The 18,120-nt window shown below is 66.1% G+C and carries 14 protein-coding genes; 12 read left to right on the top strand and 2 right to left on the bottom strand.

Features of this window, described 5'->3' with window-relative positions; genetic code table 11:
- Positions 1-35 precede the first annotated feature (35 nt).
- Together DIE22_RS21950 and DIE22_RS21945 are read right to left on the bottom strand one after the other, a co-directional pair.
- Positions 36-569, bottom strand: a complete 534-nt coding sequence (locus DIE22_RS21950) for a class IV adenylate cyclase (RefSeq protein WP_124499672.1) — start codon at positions 567-569, stop codon at positions 36-38.
- A gap of 108 nt (positions 570-677) precedes the next feature.
- Positions 678-1,577 carry a LysR family transcriptional regulator gene (locus tag DIE22_RS21945; RefSeq protein ID WP_124606094.1) on the bottom strand — a complete coding sequence of 300 codons (900 nt, stop codon included), beginning with the start codon at positions 1,575-1,577 and terminating at the stop codon, positions 678-680.
- A gap of 269 nt (positions 1,578-1,846) precedes the next feature.
- Between DIE22_RS21945 and DIE22_RS21940 the strand changes: the two genes are divergently transcribed.
- The 12 genes from DIE22_RS21940 (at position 1,847) to rsmG (ending at position 18,096) form a co-directional block, all read left to right on the top strand.
- Entirely contained in the window at positions 1,847-3,532 is a 1,686-nt protein-coding gene (locus DIE22_RS21940) for a GMC family oxidoreductase (protein WP_124606093.1), read from the top strand.
- Between the two features lie 495 nt (positions 3,533-4,027).
- Complete coding sequence (locus tag DIE22_RS21935; RefSeq protein WP_040142748.1) at positions 4,028-4,807, top strand: ABC transporter ATP-binding protein; 780 nt, start codon at positions 4,028-4,030, stop codon at positions 4,805-4,807.
- A complete protein-coding gene (locus DIE22_RS21930) occupies positions 4,804-5,559 on the top strand; it encodes an ABC transporter ATP-binding protein (RefSeq protein WP_124499675.1) in 756 nt (251 codons plus the stop codon). The genes DIE22_RS21935 and DIE22_RS21930 overlap by 4 nt, the downstream gene beginning before the upstream one ends.
- Positions 5,560-5,635: 76 nt before the next feature.
- Positions 5,636-6,835 (top strand): ABC transporter substrate-binding protein, encoded by a 1,200-nt coding sequence (locus tag DIE22_RS21925; RefSeq protein ID WP_124499676.1) that lies wholly within the window; start codon positions 5,636-5,638, stop codon positions 6,833-6,835.
- A gap of 133 nt (positions 6,836-6,968) precedes the next feature.
- Positions 6,969-7,853: a branched-chain amino acid ABC transporter permease gene (locus tag DIE22_RS21920; protein ID WP_124499677.1), complete on the top strand. Its 885-nt coding sequence runs from the start codon at positions 6,969-6,971 to the stop codon at positions 7,851-7,853.
- Positions 7,853-8,827, top strand: a complete 975-nt coding sequence (locus DIE22_RS21915; protein WP_185640665.1) for a branched-chain amino acid ABC transporter permease — start codon at positions 7,853-7,855, stop codon at positions 8,825-8,827. Before DIE22_RS21920 ends, DIE22_RS21915 begins: the two co-directional genes overlap by 1 nt.
- A gap of 1,136 nt (positions 8,828-9,963) precedes the next feature.
- On the top strand, positions 9,964-11,121 hold the full coding sequence (locus DIE22_RS21905; RefSeq protein WP_124499680.1) for an ABC transporter substrate-binding protein: 1,158 nt from the start codon (positions 9,964-9,966) through the stop codon (positions 11,119-11,121).
- 198 nt (positions 11,122-11,319) lie between these two features.
- The gene (locus DIE22_RS21900) at positions 11,320-12,375 is read left to right on the top strand and encodes a branched-chain amino acid ABC transporter permease (protein WP_124606092.1); all 1,056 of its coding nucleotides are present in this window, start codon (positions 11,320-11,322) and stop codon (positions 12,373-12,375) included.
- A gap of 4 nt (positions 12,376-12,379) precedes the next feature.
- Complete coding sequence (locus DIE22_RS21895) at positions 12,380-14,164, top strand: ATP-binding cassette domain-containing protein (RefSeq protein ID WP_124499682.1); 1,785 nt, start codon at positions 12,380-12,382, stop codon at positions 14,162-14,164.
- The gene (locus DIE22_RS21890) at positions 14,164-14,919 is read left to right on the top strand and encodes an ABC transporter ATP-binding protein (protein WP_124606091.1); all 756 of its coding nucleotides are present in this window, start codon (positions 14,164-14,166) and stop codon (positions 14,917-14,919) included. The genes DIE22_RS21895 and DIE22_RS21890 overlap by 1 nt, the downstream gene beginning before the upstream one ends.
- A gap of 523 nt (positions 14,920-15,442) precedes the next feature.
- Entirely contained in the window at positions 15,443-17,413 is a 1,971-nt protein-coding gene (gene mnmG / locus DIE22_RS21885; RefSeq protein WP_124499684.1) for a tRNA uridine-5-carboxymethylaminomethyl(34) synthesis enzyme MnmG, read from the top strand.
- On the top strand, positions 17,410-18,096 hold the full coding sequence (rsmG, locus tag DIE22_RS21880) for a 16S rRNA (guanine(527)-N(7))-methyltransferase RsmG (RefSeq protein ID WP_124606090.1): 687 nt from the start codon (positions 17,410-17,412) through the stop codon (positions 18,094-18,096). The genes mnmG and rsmG overlap by 4 nt, the downstream gene beginning before the upstream one ends.
- Positions 18,097-18,120 lie beyond the last annotated feature (24 nt).

The raw sequence follows: 18,120 nt of genomic DNA, 5'->3' as shown, positions 1-18,120 counted from the left end.
GCGGGGCGCGAGGCCCTGCCGCGGATAGGGCCCGATCAGGTCGCGTCGGATGGCGCGCCGGCGTTCAGCAGGTCGACGTACGCGACCGCGACGAGATCGTCCTGCGCGACGCCGAGCTTCGCGAACACATCATGGGCCTCGGCTTCGCCGCCGGCTTCGTCGTCGTCGGGGCCGAGCACCACTTCCAGTTCGATGAAGTCGCCGAGGCCGTCGACGCGGTCGAGGTGGATCCGCGTGCGGCCGACCAGGTACACGTGCCGTTCCTTCGTCACGATCCCGCGCGTGGTCAGCGCGGTCGCGAGCAGCGAATGCATCGCGTCCGGGTTGGTCACCGGGCTGCGCGTGTAGTACGACGCCTTCGGGCCGTCGCGGTCGTCGCGCTGGTAGAAGATCAGTTCGGCCGGCGTGCCGTCCTCGAAGCGGCGCAGCTTCAGCCGGCCGCGCGGCACGTCGTAGAAGAAATCCTGCTGGCGGTAGAAAAGCGGCGCTTCGGTCGCGAGCGTAGCCGCCTGTTCGCGCAGCCGGTCGAATTCGCGTGCGCGGGCTTTGATCTCGATGTTGCGGGCCATGCGGGTCTCCTTCAATCAGGGGTCTCGCGGTGTGCGAACGCACAATCTAGCAAAAAGCCTGCGATGGCGGCGTGACGAGAGACCGCGGCTCATCGGCATCAGCAGCACTCATATCGTCCATTGGGTCTCGATCAGCCGCAGCGCGGCCGCGATCGCCGGTTCGTCGCGCCGCTCGGCGAGCGTCACGAAGGTCAGCTCGGTCGGCACCGTCACGCGTTCGATGATCGTCAGCGCATGCGCGTGCGCTTCGGCCAGCGCGGTCGAGTCGCGTGCGAGCGTCAACCCGATTCCGGATTTGACGAGGTCGAGCATCGACTGCTCCTGGTCGACCTCGGCAACTTTCACCGGCTGCGCGCCAGCCGCCGCGAAGAGCCGCGACAGCAGCCGGTGATGGGCGGACGCGGGCGGCGTCCAGATCCACGGCAGCGCGGCGAGCGCGCGCCAATCGTGCGCGCGCTGCACACGCTCCTTCCAGCCGGCCGGCGCGAGCACGCGGTATTCGAAACGCGTGAGCGTGACCGTGTGGAACAGCGCGTCGTCGCGCGGATCGTCCTCGCCGGGCCGGCCGATGTAATAGCCGACGTCGAGCGCCTGCGCACGCACCTGCTCGAGTACCCAGCCGGACATCCCGTGCCGCAGCGCGGTCTCGATCTGCGGATGGGTTTCGACCAGCGCGCGCAGGAAGCCGCCGAGCCGCAGGAAGCCCGGATCGAGGATCGTGCCGATCCGCAGCCGGCCGCGCACTTCATGGCGCAGCGCGGCAGCGGCGCGTTGCACGTCGGCGGCCGCGGCGAGCGCGCGCTCCGCGTGCGGCAGCAGCGTCTGGCCGTCGCGCGTGAGCGCGAGCCCGCGCGACGTGCGCGTGAACAGCGTGACGCCGAGCGTTTCCTGCAGATGCTTGATCTGCAGGCTGACGGCCGGCTGCGTCAGGTGCAGCTGCACGGCGGCGCGCGTCAGGTTGCCTTCGCGGGCGACCGTCGCGAACGCACGGAGCAGGGTGAGATCCATCGTCGTGATATGAGTGCGGCTTATAACGCAGTTCAGCATAACTCATTGGATCGGCGGCCGGCGGGCGGAGTACGCTTCTCCGATCGCGTCGCCCGCGACGCACTATGCTGAAAACGACGCGCGGGATCGCGCCGCGCGGCGCACGACAAGGCGCTTTGCATCGGACTCGAGTCAGCGCTGAAGCCGTTGAGTCGGGTCGACCGCCGTGGGGATGGAGTCAGCGCTGAAGCGCCAACACCATCCAACCACGCCATGGGAGGAGACATATCGTGAGTACCCAACGCACGCTCGAGGGCGAATTCGATTACGTGATCGTCGGCGCGGGCACCGCGGGCTGCGTGCTCGCCAACCGCCTGACCGAGGATCCCGAGATCCATGTGCTGCTGCTCGAAGCGGGCGGCAAGGACGACTATCACTGGATCCACATCCCGGTCGGCTATCTGTACTGCATCGGCAATCCGCGCACCGACTGGCTGTACAAGACGCAGCCCGAGGCGGCGCTCAACGGCCGCGCGCTGTCGTATCCGCGCGGGCGCGTGCTCGGCGGCTGCTCGTCGATCAACGGGATGATCTACATGCGCGGCCAGCGCGAGGATTACGACAGCTGGGCACAGGAAACCGGCGACGCCGGCTGGTCGTGGGACAGCGTGCTGCCGATCTTCAAGCGCAGCGAGGACCACCACGCCGGCGCGAGCGATGCGCACGGCGCGGGCGGCTACTGGCGTGTCGAGAAGCAGCGGCTGCGCTGGGAGATCCTCGAATCGTTCGCGCAGGCCGCGCAGCAGACGGGCATTCCCGCGACCGACGATTTCAACCGCGGCGACAATTCGGGGGTCGGCTATTTCGAGGTGAACCAGAAGCGCGGCGTGCGCTGGAATACGTCGAAGGCGTTCCTGCGGCCCGCGATGACGCGCCCGAACCTGACCGTGATCACCGGCGCGCACGCGCAGCGCGTGATCTTCGACGGGCGGCGCGCAGTCGGCGTCGAGTATCGCGGCGGCGGCACCGATTACGTCGCGCGTGCACGCGCCGAAGTCCTGCTGACCTCCGGCGCGGTGAATTCGCCGCAGCTGCTCGAACTGTCGGGCATCGGTGCGGGTGCGCGGCTGCAGGCGCTCGGCATCGACGTCGTGCAGGACCTGCCCGGCGTCGGCGAGAACCTGCAGGACCACCTGCAGTTGCGGATGGCGTTTCGCGTCGATGGCGTGCGCACGCTCAACACCCTGTCCGCGCACTGGTGGGGCAAGCTGATGATCGGTGCCGAATATGCGCTGCTGCAGCGCGGGCCGATGTCGATGGCGCCGTCGCAGCTCGGCGCGTTCGCGAAGTCCGATCCGGACGATCCCGCGCTCACGCGCCCCGATCTCGAATACCACGTGCAGCCGCTGTCGCTCGAGCGCTTCGGCGAGCCGCTGCATCGCTTCAACGCCTTTACGGCCTCCGTCTGCCATCTGCGGCCGAGCTCGCGCGGCAGCGTGCACGTCGCGAGCCCCGATGCGGGTGTGGCGCCGTCGATCGCGCCGAACTACCTGTCGACCGACCACGATCGCCATGTCGCCGCGAACGCGCTGCGCCTCACGCGCCGGATCGCATCCGCGCCGGCGCTCGCGCGCTACCGTCCGGAAGAAATCCTGCCGGGCACGCAGTACCGGACCGAAGCCGAACTGATCGAAGCGGCGGGCGCGGTCGGCACCACGATCTTCCATCCGGTCGGTACGTGCCGGATGGGGCGCGCGGACGACGAGCGCGCCGTCGTCGACAGCCGGCTGCGCGTGCGCGGCATCGCGGGGCTGCGCATCGTCGATGCATCGGTGATGCCGTTCATCACGTCGGGCAACACGAATTCGCCGACGCTGATGATCGCCGAGCGCGCGAGCGACATGATCCGCGCCGATCGACGCGCGGCGCACGAAGCGACGCAGGTGCGCACGGACGCGGCGGTGACGGCGGCATGACACCACGCTGACAGGCTCGACAGCGGGCCGTCATCCGGGCACCCGCTGATTCGCTATGCGAAACAAGATGGCGCGTGCGGAACGCGGCGGATCGACGACGTGAACGGCGATTGCGCCGCAAGCCGCGTATTTCACGCGGCCTTTTTGTTGCGCGGCGACATGACGCGCGGCGCAATATGTCCGCGTTCGAGCGGGCACGGGTCGTGCGGATGCGCGACTGCCGATGATGCGCGTGTCAAAAAAGGCGTGCCGGCAATTCGCGCACGGCCGCGTCCGATACGTCCGATACGGCGGCCAGCCCTATAAGTGCAAATCCCGATGATTGCACTGCACCAACAGGGCGACAATGTTGCGCAGTGTGCATACGCGTCGGCGCGGGAGACCACCCTCGATGCGTAATATGGCGTCCGGGGCAGCCCGCTCATCCGCAGACCTGTTCTCGGTCGCTTGCGCGAATCTTCCCGGTGCATTGCCTGACTTCGTACGGAAGGGAACATGATTCTCGGCGACACGATTCTGGAAACACGCGGACTGACGAAGGAGTTCAGGGGCTTCACCGCCGTGAACGGCGTCAACCTGCGTGTGCGCCGCGGTGCGATCCATGCGTTGATCGGACCGAACGGCGCGGGCAAGACCACCTGCTTCAACCTGCTGACCAAGTTCCTGACACCGACGGCCGGTCAGATCGTCTTCAACGGGATCGACATCACCGACGAGCGGCCCGCGCAGGTCGCGCGCCGCGGCATCATCCGTTCATTCCAGATCTCGGCGGTATTCCCGCACCTGACCGCACTGCAGAACGTGCGCATCGGCCTGCAGCGCGCGCTTGGCACCGAATTCCATTTCTGGCGCAGCGAGCGCACGTTGCGGCGCCTCGATGATCGTGCGATGGACCTGCTCACGCAGGTCGGCCTCACCGATTTCGCGCACGTGCCGACCGTCGAGCTCGCCTACGGCCGCAAGCGCGCGCTCGAGATCGCGACGACGCTCGCGATGGAACCCGAACTGATGCTGCTCGACGAGCCCACGCAGGGGATGGGCCACGAGGACGTCGACCGCGTGACCGCGCTGATCAAGAAGGTCGCGAGCGGCCGCACGATCCTGATGGTCGAGCACAACATGAACGTGATCGCGGGCATCTCCGACACGATCACCGTCCTGCAGCGCGGCGAGGTGCTGGCCGAAGGCTCGTATGCGGAAGTGTCGAAGAATCCGCTCGTGATCGAGGCTTACATGGGCAGCGCCGACGCGGCGCTCGCGGGGGCGCACGCATGAAGCACAGCGAACGGGAGGAACGCGAATTGAGCGGCGTCGAAAGCGGCACGCCCGCGCTGGAGATCACGGGCCTCGAGGCCTGGTACGGGGAATCCCACATATTGCACGGTGTCGACCTGAGCGTGCATCGCGGCGAGGTCGTCACGCTGCTCGGCCGCAACGGTGCGGGCCGCACCACGACGCTGCGCGCGATCATGGGCCTCACCGGCCGCCGCAGCGGCTCGATCAAGGTAGCGGGCAACGAGACGATCGGCCTCGCGACGCACCGCATCGCGCATTTCGGCGTCGGCTATTGCCCGGAGGAGCGCGGGATCTTCTCGAGCCTGTCGTGCGAGGAGAACCTGATGCTGCCGCCGCCGATCGGACCGAGCGAGCATGCGATGTCGCTCGACGAGATCTACGCGATGTTCCCGAATCTCGCGTCGCGCCGGCAGAGCCAGGGCACGCGGCTGTCAGGCGGCGAGCAGCAGATGCTCGCGGTGGCGCGAATCCTGCGCACCGGCGCGAACCTGCTGCTGCTCGACGAGATATCCGAAGGCCTCGCGCCGGTGATCGTGCAGGCGCTCGCGCGGATGATCGTCGCGCTGAAGGCTCGCGGCTACACGGTCGTGATGGTCGAACAGAATTTCCGCTTCGCCGCGCCGCTCGCCGACCGCTTCTACGTGATGGAGCATGGCCGCATCGTCGAGCATTTCCGCTCATCCGAACTGGAAGGCAAGATGCCGATCCTTCACGACCTGCTCGGGGTGTGACGCCGCCCCGTTTCCCTTGCCGCTAGCCGTGGCGGCCTCGAATAACCACAACGCATCAGAACAACAGGAGACGTCAATGAAAATGAAGACCCTCGCACACGCGTGTCTCGCGGTCGCGACCGCAGCGTTGACCACCGGCGCCGCACACGCCGCGGATAGCGTGAAGATCGGCTTCATCACCGACATGTCGGGGCTTTACGCGGACATCGACGGGCAGGGCGGCCTCGAGGCGATCCGGATGGCGGTCGCCGACTTCGGCGGCAAGGTGCTCGGCAAGCCGATCGAGGTCGTCTACGCCGATCACCAGAACAAGGCGGACATCGCCGCGTCGAAGGCGCGCGAATGGATGGACCGCGGCGGGCTCGACCTGCTGGTCGGCGGCACGAACTCCGCGACCGCGCTGTCGATGAACCAGGTCGCGGCCGAGAAGAAGAAGGTCTACATCAACATCGGCGCGGGCGCCGACACGCTGACCAACGAGCAGTGCACGCCGTACACGGTCCACTACGCATACGACACGATGGCGCTCGCGAAGGGCACCGGCTCGGCGGTGGTGAAGCAGGGCGGCAAGTCCTGGTTCTTCCTGACCGCCGACTATGCGTTCGGCAAGGCGCTCGAGAAGAACACGGCGGAGGTGGTGAAGGCGAACGGCGGCCAGGTGCTCGGCACGGTGCGCCATCCGCTGTCCGCGTCGGATTTCTCGTCGTTCCTGCTGCAGGCGCAGTCGTCGAAGGCGCAGATCCTCGGCCTCGCGAACGCGGGCGGCGACACGATCAACTCGATCAAGGCCGCGAAGGAGTTCGGCATCACGAAGACGATGAAGATCGCCGCGCTGCTGATGTTCATCAACGACGTGCACAGCCTCGGCCTCGAGACGACCCAGGGCCTCGTGCTGACCGACAGCTGGTACTGGAACCGCGACGCGACAGCGCGCCAGTGGGCGCAGCGCTACTTCGGCAAGATGAAGAAAATGCCGTCGAGCCTGCAGGCGGCCGACTACTCGTCGGTGACGACGTACCTGAAGGCCGTGCAGGCGGCCGGCACGACCGACTCCGACAAGGTGATGGCCGAGCTGAAGAAGATGAAGATCAACGACTTCTATGCAAAGGGCTACATTCGCGCGGACGGCAGCATGATCCACGACATGTACCTGATGGAAGTGAAGAAACCGTCGGAATCGAAGGAACCCTGGGATTACTACAAGGTGCTCGCGACGATTCCGGGCGAGCAGGCGTTCACGACCAAGCAGGAGACGCGCTGCGCGGCATGGAAGTAGGCGTGGGCGCGGCGTCGCGGCGCGCCTCGGCGTGCCGCGTCGGCGGCCGAAGCAATGTGCCCGCTGCATCGACCGCGTGCGCGACGGCATGAACGTTGCGCACGCAACGAAACTCATTCTGACGGCTAAGTCGATGGAAATCTTTGGCATTCCGTTGCCGGCGATGCTGAGCCAGTTGCTGCTCGGGCTCGTCAACGGCTCGTTCTACGCGATCCTGAGCCTTGGGCTCGCGGTGATCTTCGGGCTGCTCAACGTGATCAACTTCGCGCACGGCGCGCTGTTCATGCTGGGCGCGATGCTCGCATGGATGGGGCTGTCGTACTTCGGGTTGCCGTACTGGGCGATGCTCGCGCTCGCGCCGCTGATCGTCGGCGCGTTCGGGATCCTGGTCGAGCGTTCGATGCTGCGCTGGCTGTACAAGCTCGATCACCTGTACGGACTGTTGCTCACGTTCGGCCTCACGCTCGTCGTCGAAGGCGTGTTCCGGTCGATCTACGGCGCGTCCGGCCAGCCGTACGACGTGCCGTCGCAGCTGTCCGGCGCGACCAATCTCGGCTTCATGTTCCTGCCGAACTACCGCGCGTGGGTGGTCGTCGCATCGCTCGCGGTGTGTCTCGCGACCTGGTTCGTGATCGAGAAGACGCGCCTCGGCGCCTATCTGCGTGCCGGTACCGAGAACCCGAAGCTGGTCGAGGCGTTCGGCGTGAACGTGCCGATGATGATCACGCTCACCTACGGCTTCGGCGTCGCGCTCGCGGCATTCGCGGGCGTGCTCGCCGCGCCGGTGATCCAGGTGTCGCCGCTGATGGGCCAGCCGATGATCATCACCGTGTTCGCGGTGGTCGTGATCGGCGGGATGGGCTCGATTCTCGGCTCGATCATCACGGGGCTGCTGCTCGGCGTGATCGAGGGCTTCACGCGCGTGTTCTACCCGGAAGCATCGGCCACCGTCGTGTTCGTGATCATGGCGATCGTGCTGCTGATCCGCCCGGCGGGCCTGTTCGGCAAGGAAAAATGATGCAGAGAAAAGTGCTCTACGGCGTGCTGCTTGCCGCGCTGCTCGCCGCGCCGTTCATCGGCGCGTATCCGGTGTTCGTGATGAAGGTGCTCGCGTTCGCGCTGTTCGCGGCTGCGTTCAACCTGCTGATCGGCTATACGGGGCTGCTGTCGTTCGGCCATGCGATGTTCCTCGCGACCGCCGGCTACGTGACCGGCTACGGCATCCAGACGCTCGGCTTCACGCCCGAGCTCGGCGTGCTCGCCGGCACCGCAGCCGCGACGCTGCTCGGGCTCGTGGTCGGCCTGTTCGCGATCCGCCGGCAGGGCATCTACTTCGCGATGATCACGCTCGCGTTCGCGCAGATGGTCTACTTCATCTACCTGCAGGCGCCGTTCACGCACGGCGAGGACGGGCTGCAGGGCGTGCCGCGCGGGCACCTGTTCGGGCTGGTCGACCTGTCGAACGACGTCGCGCTCTACTACGTCGTGCTCGCGGTGATCATCGCCGCGTGCGCGTTCATCGTGCGGATCGTGCACTCGCCGTTCGGCCAGGTGCTCGTCGCGATCAAGGAGAACGAGGCGCGTGCGATTTCGCTCGGCTACGACACCGACCGCTTCAAGCTGCTCGCGTTCATCCTGTCGGCCGGGCTCGCGGGGCTGGCCGGTTCGATGAAGGTGCTGGTGCTCGGCTTCGAGACGCTGTCCGACGCGTACTGGACGATGTCGGGCCTTGTCGTGCTGATGACGCTCGTCGGCGGGATGGGCACGCTGTTCGGGCCGTTGCTCGGCGCGGCGCTGATCGTCGCGCTGGAGGACCGCCTCGGCGACATCGGCGAATGGCTCGCATCGCTGACGGGCATCGGCTGGTTCCACTCGCTCGGCGAATCCGCGACGATCGTCACGGGCCTGATCTTCATCGCATGCGTGCTTGCGTTCCGGCGCGGGATCGTCGGCGAGATGGTCGCGCGGGTCAAGACGCTCAGGCCGTCCTGATTGCATCCCGTCGCGCATCGCGATCCGTTGATGCGAAGCACCATCCGGCGCGGCCGGGAAGGGCGTCTCGGCGGCCTCGGGCCGGCGCCGCGCGGCAAGGCTGGTGCCCCATTTTCGTGCGGCGATGCACCATAGGGGTAAATGCTAAGTTGTCGCAGGGTGAAAGGTCCTTTAATCTTCGTTTCAGTTCTGATGCACCGCGAAACGAATTTGCAGGTGGAGAACGAGGAGACAATCGAGGCACAAAGTGCCCGGACCCCAAAGCGCTGTTGGACGGAATCCAACAGCGCTTTTTCATTTGTTGTGCATGAATTTCCATCGATGGTGCAGGCGAGTGGCGCCGCGTTTCGCGCGCCCGTGTTCCGCCTCGCATCACCCCGCGCATCACCCCCCGTCCCCCCGTTATCGTCCATTCCCGCCAGTCGATCGCGGCCGGCGCGCAGCCGCGTGCATGTCGTCCGGGCTTACCCGGTTGGCGTGCGTAAAAAGCGTCCGTTACACTCAGCTTTCGCCGACCGTGCGGTCGGGAAAATCGGTCGGCAGTTCTCCTACAAGCAGAATGCAGAAGAGGGAGTACGGTTGGATGAGAAGCGCAGGACGATGGATCGGGGCACGCGGGGCGGTTGGCGCCGCTCGTTCGGGGTTGGTGGCGCACGGGTATGCCCCGGCTTTCACGAGCCGTCCTGCGGCCGGTATGCGCGTTCTGGCGCGATTCGCCGGCACGACGGTCTCTCCGGTCGTTGCGTTCGCATCCGACGCGTCGCTCGCGTTCGCATGAACGGCCGGTCTTCCGATCTTGCGCCGCCCGTGTGCGTGGCCGGACCCGGCCCGGCCGGTCGACCTTCCGGCGATCGTTGCGTCCGCATCGATCGCCGTTCCCGTCAAGCCGCATTGCTCCGCTTGCTTCATCCTGACGACATGGCTGCCGCGCATCGTGGCGGTCGAGCGACCGCTTCGGAACGCGCTGCGGCGCGCGCGTACGCGGTCTCGCCGGGGCGTGGTCGCGGTGCGGGCGTTTCACGGGAAAACGAGCGTAGGCGCGGCACGGCGAGATAGTTAAATTATTAACTTGTTTGAGGACCGGGAGCCGCCCGAGCGACCCGCGGATTTTTCGAGCAGCGTTTGGAGACAACTCAATGAAGATGAATCGATGGATGGAGGTTCTGCTTGCCGCGGGCCTCGTGTGTGCGGCGGCGACGGCCTCGGCACAGGTGAAGATCGGCGTGACGCTGTCGGCGACGGGGCCGGCCGCATCGCTCGGGATTCCGGAAAAGAACACGATCGCGCTGCTGCCGAAGGAAATCGCGGGCAAGAGCGTCCAGTACATCGTGCTCGACGATGCGTCCGACACGAGCCGCGCGGTGCAGAACGTGCGCAAGCTGATCGACGAGGACCACGTCGACGCCATCATCGGTTCGTCCGTCACGCCGAACTCGCTCGCGATGCTCGACCCGGTGTCGCAGGGCAAGACGCCGACGATCTCGCTTGCGGCGAGCGCGCAGATCATCGCGCCGATGGACGCAAAGCGCGCATGGATGTTCAAGGTGCCGCAGAACGACCAGCTGATGGCCGATGCGATCGCCGGCTACATGGCGAAGCACGGCGTGAAGACGGTCGGCTTCGTCGGCTTCGCCGATGCGTACGGCGACAGCTGGTACAAGACGTTCGACGCGGCCGCCGCGAAGAACGGGTTGAAGGTCGTGTCGAACGAGCGCTACAACCGCACCGACGCGTCGGTGATGGGGCAGGTGCTGAAGCTGATGGGCTCGAACCCGGACGCGGTGCTGATCGCCGGTTCGGGCACGCCGGCCGCGCTGCCGGCCAAGACACTGAAGGAGCGCGGCTACAAGGGCAAGGTGTACCAGACGCACGGCGTCGCCAACAACGATTTCCTGCGCGTGTGCGGCAAGGATTGCGAAGGCGAGATCCTGCCGGCCGGCCCGGTGCTCGTGACCGACCAGCTGCCCGATTCGAGTCCGGTGAAGAAGCCGGCGCTCGGCTACAAGGCCGCGTACGAGAAGGCCTACGGCGCAGGTTCGCTGGCGACTTTCGGCGGCCATGCGTGGGATGCGGGGTTGCTGCTGCAGCGAGCGATTCCGGAAGCGCTGAAGAAGGGCCAACCGGGCACCGAGGCGTTCCGCGAGGCGCTGCGCGCGTCGCTCGAGAGCGTGAAGGATCTGCCCGTGTCGCACGGCGTGATCAACATGACGTCGACCGACCACAATGGCTTCGACACGCGTGCGCGCGTGATGGTGCAGATCGTCGACGGCAAGTGGAAACTGCAGGCCGAGTAAGCATTACGTGAAACCGGCGGGCGCGGCGCGAACGGCGCCGTGCGCGCCGTCGGCGGCGCGGCGGGCCTGGCGGCTCGTGCTCGCGCCGCATGGAACTTCCGGGACGCCGCCGCACGACGCCTGACCCCCGGTCTTGCCGTCCGCGCGCGGGTCGTTCCCGTCGCCGTTTCTCCGCAGCATTCTCGATACACGAAACGTATGGATCTCTCGATTGCGGCGATCCTCGCGCAAGACGGCATCACGACCGGCGCCATTTATGCATTGCTGTCGCTGGCGCTCGTGCTGGTGTTTTCCGTCACGCGGGTGATCTTCATTCCTCAGGGCGAGTTCGTCGCCTATGGTGCGCTCACGCTTGCGGCGTTGCAGGCGCAGAAATTTCCCGCCACCTGCTGGCTGCTGTTCGTGATGGGCATCGCGTGCTTCCTGCTCGAAGTCGGCGGCATGATCCGGCATCGCGAACGCCGCCATCAGCTCGGACGCACGCTCGCGACGCTCGGCAGCCGCTACGTCCTGCTGCCGCTCGCGGTGTTCGCGATCACGCGCAGCTTTGCCGCGCAGCCGATGCCGATGCTCGCGCAGATCGCACTGACGCTCGCGATCGTCGTGCCGATGGGGCCGTTCGTCTACCGGCTCGTCTATCAGCCGATCGCCGAAGGCACGACACTGCTGCTGCTGATCGTGTCGGTCGCCGTCCATTTCGCGATGGTCGGCCTCGGGCTCGTGATGTTCGGCGCGGAAGGTTCGCGCACCAACGGATTCACCGATGCGTCGCTGGCGATCGGCAGCATGACGGTGTCGGTGCAGAGCGTCCTCGTGGTCGTGACCGCACTGGTGCTGATCGGTGCGCTATACGTGTACTTCGGCCGCACGATCGCCGGCAAGGCGCTGCGCGCGACGTCGGTGAACCGGCTCGGCGCGCGGCTCGTCGGCATCGGCACGACCGAAGCAGGGCGGCTCGCGTTCACGCTGGCGGCAGGGCTCGGCGTGCTGTCCGGCATCCTCGTCGGTCCACTGACGACGATCTATTACGACTCCGGCTTCCTGATCGGCCTGAAGGGTTTCGTCGGCGCGATCATCGGCGGGCTCGTCAGCTATCCGCTCGCGGCCGCGGGCTCGCTGCTGGTCGGCGTGCTCGAATCGTATTCGTCGTTCTGGGCAAGCGCGTACAAGGAAGTGATCGTGTTCACGCTGATCATCCCGGTGCTGCTGTGGCGCAGTTTCGCGACGCCGCACGCGGAAGAGGAAGAGGGGTGACGCGATGAAGACGATGGTACGCAACAAGACCTTCTGGGTGTTTCTCGTGGTGCTGTTCGCGCTGCCGGTGCTGCCCGGCGCGCTGCAGGTGCCCGAATACTGGATCACGCTGCTGAACTACATCGGCCTCTACGCGATCGTCGCGATCGGGCTCGTGCTGCTGACGGGGGTCGGCGGGATGACGAGCTTCGGGCAGGCTGCGTTCGTCGGCATCGGCGCGTATGCGACGGCGTTCCTGACCACGCGATACGGCGTGTCGCCGTGGCTCGCGTTGATCGTCGGCGTCGTGCTGACGGCGCTCGTCGCGTTCGTGCTCGGTGCGGTCACGATGCGCCTGTCCGGGCACTTCCTGCCGCTCGGCACGATCGCATGGGGCCTCGCGTTGTTTTATCTGTTCGGCAACCTCGAGCTGCTCGGCAAGTACGACGGGATCAACGGGATACCGGCGCTGAACCTGTTCGGCATCGAACTCGGAAGCGGCCGCAGCCTGTACTTCCTGATCTGGGCCGTCGTGCTGGCGGCGATCGTGTCGGTGCAGAACCTGCTCAACAGCCGGCCCGGCCGTGCGATCCGCGCGCTGCGCGGCGGCGGCGTGATGGCCGAGGCGATGGGCGTGAACACCGCATGGATGCGCGTCGTGATCTTCATCTACGCGGCCGTGCTCGCGGCCGTATCGGGCTTCCTCTACGCGCATCTGCAGCGCGCGGTGAATCCGACCCCGTTCGGGCTGAACCATGGGATCGAATTCCTGTTCATGGCCGTCGTCGGCGGCGTGTCGCATGTATGGGGCGCGGTGCTCGGTGCAGCGATCCTCACCGTGCTGCAGGACTACCTGCAGACGCTGTTGCCGAAGCTGCTCGGCTCGGAAGGCAACTTCGAGATCATCGTGTTCGGCGTGCTGATGGTGCTGTTGCTGCAGTACGCGCGCCAGGGCGTGTGGCCGTTCGTCGCGAAGCTGTTTCCGCGCGGGCCGCGCGCGCATGTGCCCGACCATGCCGATCCGTTGCCGCAGCGTGCGAAGCCCGTGGCGGGCGAGCCGCTGCTCGTCGTCGACAACGCGCGCAAGCAGTTCGGCGGGCTGGTGGCCGTCAACGACGTCAGTTTCGACGTTAAGGCGGGGCAGATCATTGGCCTGATCGGCCCGAACGGCGCCGGCAAGTCGACCACGTTCAACCTCGTGACCGGCGTGCTGCAGCCGACCGGCGGCACGATCACGTTCCGCGGCGAGCGGATCGACGGGCTCACGTCGCGCCAGATCGTCCGGCGCGGGATCGGCCGCACGTTCCAGCACGTGAAGCTGCTGCCGACGATGACGGTGCTCGAGAACGTCGCGATCGGCGCGCATCTGCGCGGCCATACGGGCGTCTGGCGCAGCGTTGCGCGCCTCAATGCGCACGAGGAAGCGCAGTTGCTGGCCGAAGCGGCGCGGCAGATCCGCCGCGTCGGGCTCGAAAGGCACATGTACGACGAAGCGGGCAGCCTCGCGCTCGGCCAGCAGCGGATTCTCGAGATCGCGCGCGCGCTGTGCTGCGATCCGACGCTGCTGCTGCTCGACGAGCCGGCCGCCGGGCTCCGCTACCAGGAGAAGCAGCAGCTCGCCGATCTGCTGCGGCGCTTGAAGGCCGAAGGAATGAGCGTGTTGCTCGTGGAACATGACATGGATTTCGTGATGAACCTTACCGACCGGCTGGTGGTGATGGAATTCGGCACGCGGATCGCGGAAGGGCTGCCGCAGGACGTGCAGCAGGACCCGGCGGTGCTCGAAGCGTATCTGGGCGGGGTGGAGTGATGGCGGACACGACGATGCCGATTCTCGAGGTGCGGGGACTGGCGGTGCGGTACGGGAAGGTCGAGGCGTTGCACGGTGCGGCGATCAAGGTCGGCGCTGGGCAGATCGTCAGCGTGATCGGCCCGAACGGGGCCGGCAAGTCGACGCTGCTGAACGCGATCATGGGCGCATTGCCCGTGACCGGGCATGCGTCGGGCGCGGTGGTGTACCGCGGCAACGACGTGGGTGCGCTGCCGGTCGAGCAGCGCGTCGCGCGCGGGATGTGTCTCGTGCCGGAAAAGCGCGAGCTGTTCAGCACGATGAGCGTGGAGGACAACCTCGTGCTGGGCGCATACCGCCGCAAGCTGGCGGGGGAATCGAACTTCCTCGACCAGCTCGACCACGTGTTCACGCTGTTTCCGCGGCTCAAGGAGCGACGCAAGCAGGCAGCCGGTACACTGTCGGGCGGTGAGCGGCAGATGCTTGCGGTGGGTCGCGCGCTGATGGGCAAGCCCGACCTGCTGATGCTCGATGAGCCGAGCCTCGGGCTGGCGCCGCTGATCGTGAAGGAGATTTTTCATATCATCAGCGCGTTGCGCGGCACAGGCGTCGCGACGCTGCTGATCGAGCAGAACGCGCGGGCGGCACTGCAGATCTCGGACTACGGCTATGTACTGGAGACGGGAGAGTTTGCGCTGGAAGGGCCGGCGGCTGAGCTGGCACAGAATCCGCAGGTGATCGAAACCTACCTCGGGCTGGCGAAAAAAACGGCTTGATGGTCGGGGCGGTTGGCGGGAGATCGGCGGCGTGTTTCACGTGAAACACGCCGTTTTTGTTTCCGGGAGCAGGGCGATGCGTCGGTGAACCAGGGTTGGGGATAAGTGCCGGAACAACAAGCGGAAGTGCTGTGATGGGAGCGGGTGCCCATCGCGCCGGGGCGCACAGGGTAACGAGCGGTGCATGCGCGACAGCTCGTTATTGCCGCGAGACGAACTGCACAGGGGACAAGTACCGGGCTATCGATCGGAAATGCTGTGACGGTGCGGCGATGTCGAGTTTCGCGAGCCGCTGTCCGATGCCCGGTTTTGCACAGCTTGATGATGTGCGTCGAGGTCAGGCTGGCGTTGCAGCCGCGGGGCGGGGGGCGGGCGGCACAGCTTGGTCGATCGGTCGAAAAAAACGGTCAAATGAACAGGCCCTACCATTCGGATGGCCTTCGGGTGAAAAGCGAACCCGCTATAATTCGGCCCATACATTTCTCAGATAGGTTCGTGCGCAGTCCTGCGTACGGAATCCACCATGCTTTTTCCCACAGAATTTGACGTCATCGTCGTCGGTGGCGGGCACGCCGGCACGGAAGCCGCGTTGGCATCGGCCCGTATGGGTGCGAAGACGCTGCTGCTGACCCATAACATCGAAACGCTCGGCCAGATGAGCTGCAATCCGTCGATCGGCGGCATTGGCAAGGGTCATCTGGTCAAGGAAGTCGATGCGCTCGGCGGCGCGATGGCTGCCGCGACGGACGAGAGTGGTATTCAGTTCCGGATCCTCAATTCGTCGAAGGGCCCGGCGGTGCGTGCGACGCGTGCGCAGGCTGACCGCATCCTGTACAAGGCTGCGATCCGCCATCGGCTGGAGAATCAGCCGAACCTGTGGCTGTTCCAGCAGGCCGTCGACGACCTGATGGTCGAGGGCGACCGCGTGGTCGGCGCCGTCACGCAGATCGGCATCCGCTTCCGCGCACGTGCGGTCGTGCTGACGGCCGGTACGTTCCTCGACGGCAAGATCCACGTCGGCCTGAACAACTACACCGGCGGTCGCGCCGGCGATCCGGCGGCCGTGTCGCTGTCGGCGCGCCTGAAGGAGCTGAAGCTGCCGCAGGGCCGCCTGAAGACGGGTACGCCGCCACGTATCGACGGCCGCTCGATCGACTTTTCGAAGCTGGACGAGCAGCCCGGCGATCTCGATCCGATTCCGGTGTTCTCGTTCCTGGGCCGCGCGGAGCAGCATCCGCAGCAGCTGCCGTGCTGGGTCACGCATACGAACGAGCGCACGCACGACATCATTCGCGGCGGGCTCGACCGTTCGCCTATGTATACAGGCGTAATCGAAGGCGTCGGACCGCGTTACTGCCCGTCGATCGAGGACAAGATCCATCGGTTCGCGTCGAAGGAATCGCATCAGATCTTCCTCGAACCGGAGGGGCTGACGACCAACGAGTTCTACCCGAACGGGATTTCGACGAGTTTGCCGTTCGATGTGCAGCTTGAACTCGTGCACTCGATGCGCGGCCTCGAGAACGCGCACATCCTGCGCCCTGGCTACGCGATCGAGTACGACTACTTCGACCCGCGCGCGCTGAAGGCGTCGCTCGAGACGAAGGCGATCAACGGGCTGTTCTTTGCGGGCCAGATCAACGGCACGACCGGTTACGAAGAAGCGGCCGCGCAAGGCCTGCTGGCTGGCCTGAACGCCGGCCGCTACGTGCAGGAGAAGGACGCATGGTGCCCGCGTCGCGACCAGGCCTACCTTGGCGTGCTGGTCGATGACCTCGTCACGCGCGGTGTGGCCGAGCCGTACCGGATGTTCACGAGCCGTGCGGAGTACCGCCTGAGCCTGCGTGAAGATAATGCGGACATGCGACTGACCGAGCTTGGCCGCGAACTGGGCCTCGTCGACGACGCGCGCTGGGACGCATTCAGCCGGAAGCGCGACGCTGTTTCACGTGAAACCGAACGACTGAAGTCGACGTGGGTCACGCCGAAGACGCTGCCGCCGGAAGAGGCGACCGCGTTGCTCGGCAAGGCGATCGATCACGAGTACAGCCTCGCCGAGCTGCTGCGCCGCCCGGGCGTTAGCTACGACGGCGTCTGCGGCCTGAAGGGTGGCGAATGGGCGCCGGCGGAGCCGCTTGCCGACGATCCGGTGCTGCTCGAGCAGATCAAGGAGCAGGTGGAAATCGGCATCAAATATCAGGGCTATATCGAGCGTCAGGCGAGCGAGATCGAACGCAATGATGCGAATGAGAACACGCGCCTGCCGGACGGTATCGATTACCGCGAGGTTCGCGGCCTGTCGTTCGAAGTGAGCCAGAAGCTCAATGAGTTCCGGCCTGAAACGATCGGGCAGGCATCGCGGATCTCGGGCGTCACGCCGGCCGCGATCTCGCTGCTGATGGTGCACCTGAAGCGCCGTGGCCTCGGCCGTCGTAACGGCACCGCCGCAGAGGCGACCGAGCAGGGGGACGGCACCGTCCCGACGCAACAATGACGGCGCGTCGCGCGCCGGCGGTTAATCGGGATGTACTCGAAGGGATGCTCGTCGACGGCACGGCCGCGCTCGACATCGCATTGACGGATGCACAACGCAACCAGCTGCTCGACTATGTCGCGCTGCTCGGCAAGTGGAACGCGGTCTACAACCTGACCGCGATCCGCGACCCGAGGCAGATGCTGATCCAGCACATTCTCGATTCGCTCTCCATCGTTCCGCATCTACGTGACCGTGCATCGGCACGCGTGCTCGACGTCGGTTCGGGCGGCGGGTTGCCCGGTATCGTGCTGGCGATCGTCCAGCCGGACTGGCAGGTGACGCTGAACGATATCGTGCAGAAGAAGTCTGCATTCCAGACGCAGATGCGCGCGGAGCTGAAGCTCGCGAACCTGTCGGTCGTCACCGGGCGGGTCGAATCGCTGCAGCCGGGTGTCGAAGTGCCGGAAAAATTCGACATCATCGTATCCCGCGCCTTCGCGGATCTATCCGACTTCGTTAAACTTGCTCGACATCTCGTCGCGCCCGGCGGATCGATCTGGGCAATGAAGGGTGTCCACCCGGATGACGAAATTGCACGGCTGCCGGAAGGCAGTCGCGTAAAGCAGACGATACGGTTGGCGGTACCGATGCTCGATGCCGAACGGCATCTGATCGAGGTTGCCGTCGACGTGGCGAATTGAAGGCGCGCGGTAGCGCGCCGTTTG

The sequence above is a fragment of the Burkholderia sp. Bp9142 genome (assembly GCF_003853415.1).
In the GTDB taxonomy this organism is placed as follows: domain Bacteria; phylum Pseudomonadota; class Gammaproteobacteria; order Burkholderiales; family Burkholderiaceae; genus Burkholderia.
This window is presented reverse-complemented; position numbering and strand designations above follow the sequence as displayed.

What these genes read in the sequence shown, in the direction of transcription:
- DIE22_RS21900 (WP_124606092.1), top strand. Translation starts at nt 11,320, where the DNA reads ATGGATCTCTCGATTGCGGCGATCCTCGCGCAAGACGGCATCACGACC.
- DIE22_RS21915 (WP_185640665.1), top strand. Translation starts at nt 7,853, where the DNA reads ATGCAGAGAAAAGTGCTCTACGGCGTGCTGCTTGCCGCGCTGCTCGCC.
- DIE22_RS21890 (WP_124606091.1), top strand. Translation starts at nt 14,164, where the DNA reads ATGGCGGACACGACGATGCCGATTCTCGAGGTGCGGGGACTGGCGGTG.
- DIE22_RS21945 (WP_124606094.1), bottom strand. Translation starts at nt 1,577, where the DNA reads ATGGATCTCACCCTGCTCCGTGCGTTCGCGACGGTCGCCCGCGAAGGC.
- DIE22_RS21905 (WP_124499680.1), top strand. Translation starts at nt 9,964, where the DNA reads ATGAAGATGAATCGATGGATGGAGGTTCTGCTTGCCGCGGGCCTCGTG.
- DIE22_RS21920 (WP_124499677.1), top strand. Translation starts at nt 6,969, where the DNA reads ATGGAAATCTTTGGCATTCCGTTGCCGGCGATGCTGAGCCAGTTGCTG.
- DIE22_RS21925 (WP_124499676.1), top strand. Translation starts at nt 5,636, where the DNA reads ATGAAAATGAAGACCCTCGCACACGCGTGTCTCGCGGTCGCGACCGCA.
- rsmG (WP_124606090.1), top strand. Translation starts at nt 17,410, where the DNA reads ATGACGGCGCGTCGCGCGCCGGCGGTTAATCGGGATGTACTCGAAGGG.
- DIE22_RS21930 (WP_124499675.1), top strand. Translation starts at nt 4,804, where the DNA reads ATGAAGCACAGCGAACGGGAGGAACGCGAATTGAGCGGCGTCGAAAGC.
- DIE22_RS21935 (WP_040142748.1), top strand. Translation starts at nt 4,028, where the DNA reads ATGATTCTCGGCGACACGATTCTGGAAACACGCGGACTGACGAAGGAG.
- DIE22_RS21895 (WP_124499682.1), top strand. Translation starts at nt 12,380, where the DNA reads ATGAAGACGATGGTACGCAACAAGACCTTCTGGGTGTTTCTCGTGGTG.
- DIE22_RS21950 (WP_124499672.1), bottom strand. Translation starts at nt 569, where the DNA reads ATGGCCCGCAACATCGAGATCAAAGCCCGCGCACGCGAATTCGACCGG.
- mnmG (WP_124499684.1), top strand. Translation starts at nt 15,443, where the DNA reads ATGCTTTTTCCCACAGAATTTGACGTCATCGTCGTCGGTGGCGGGCAC.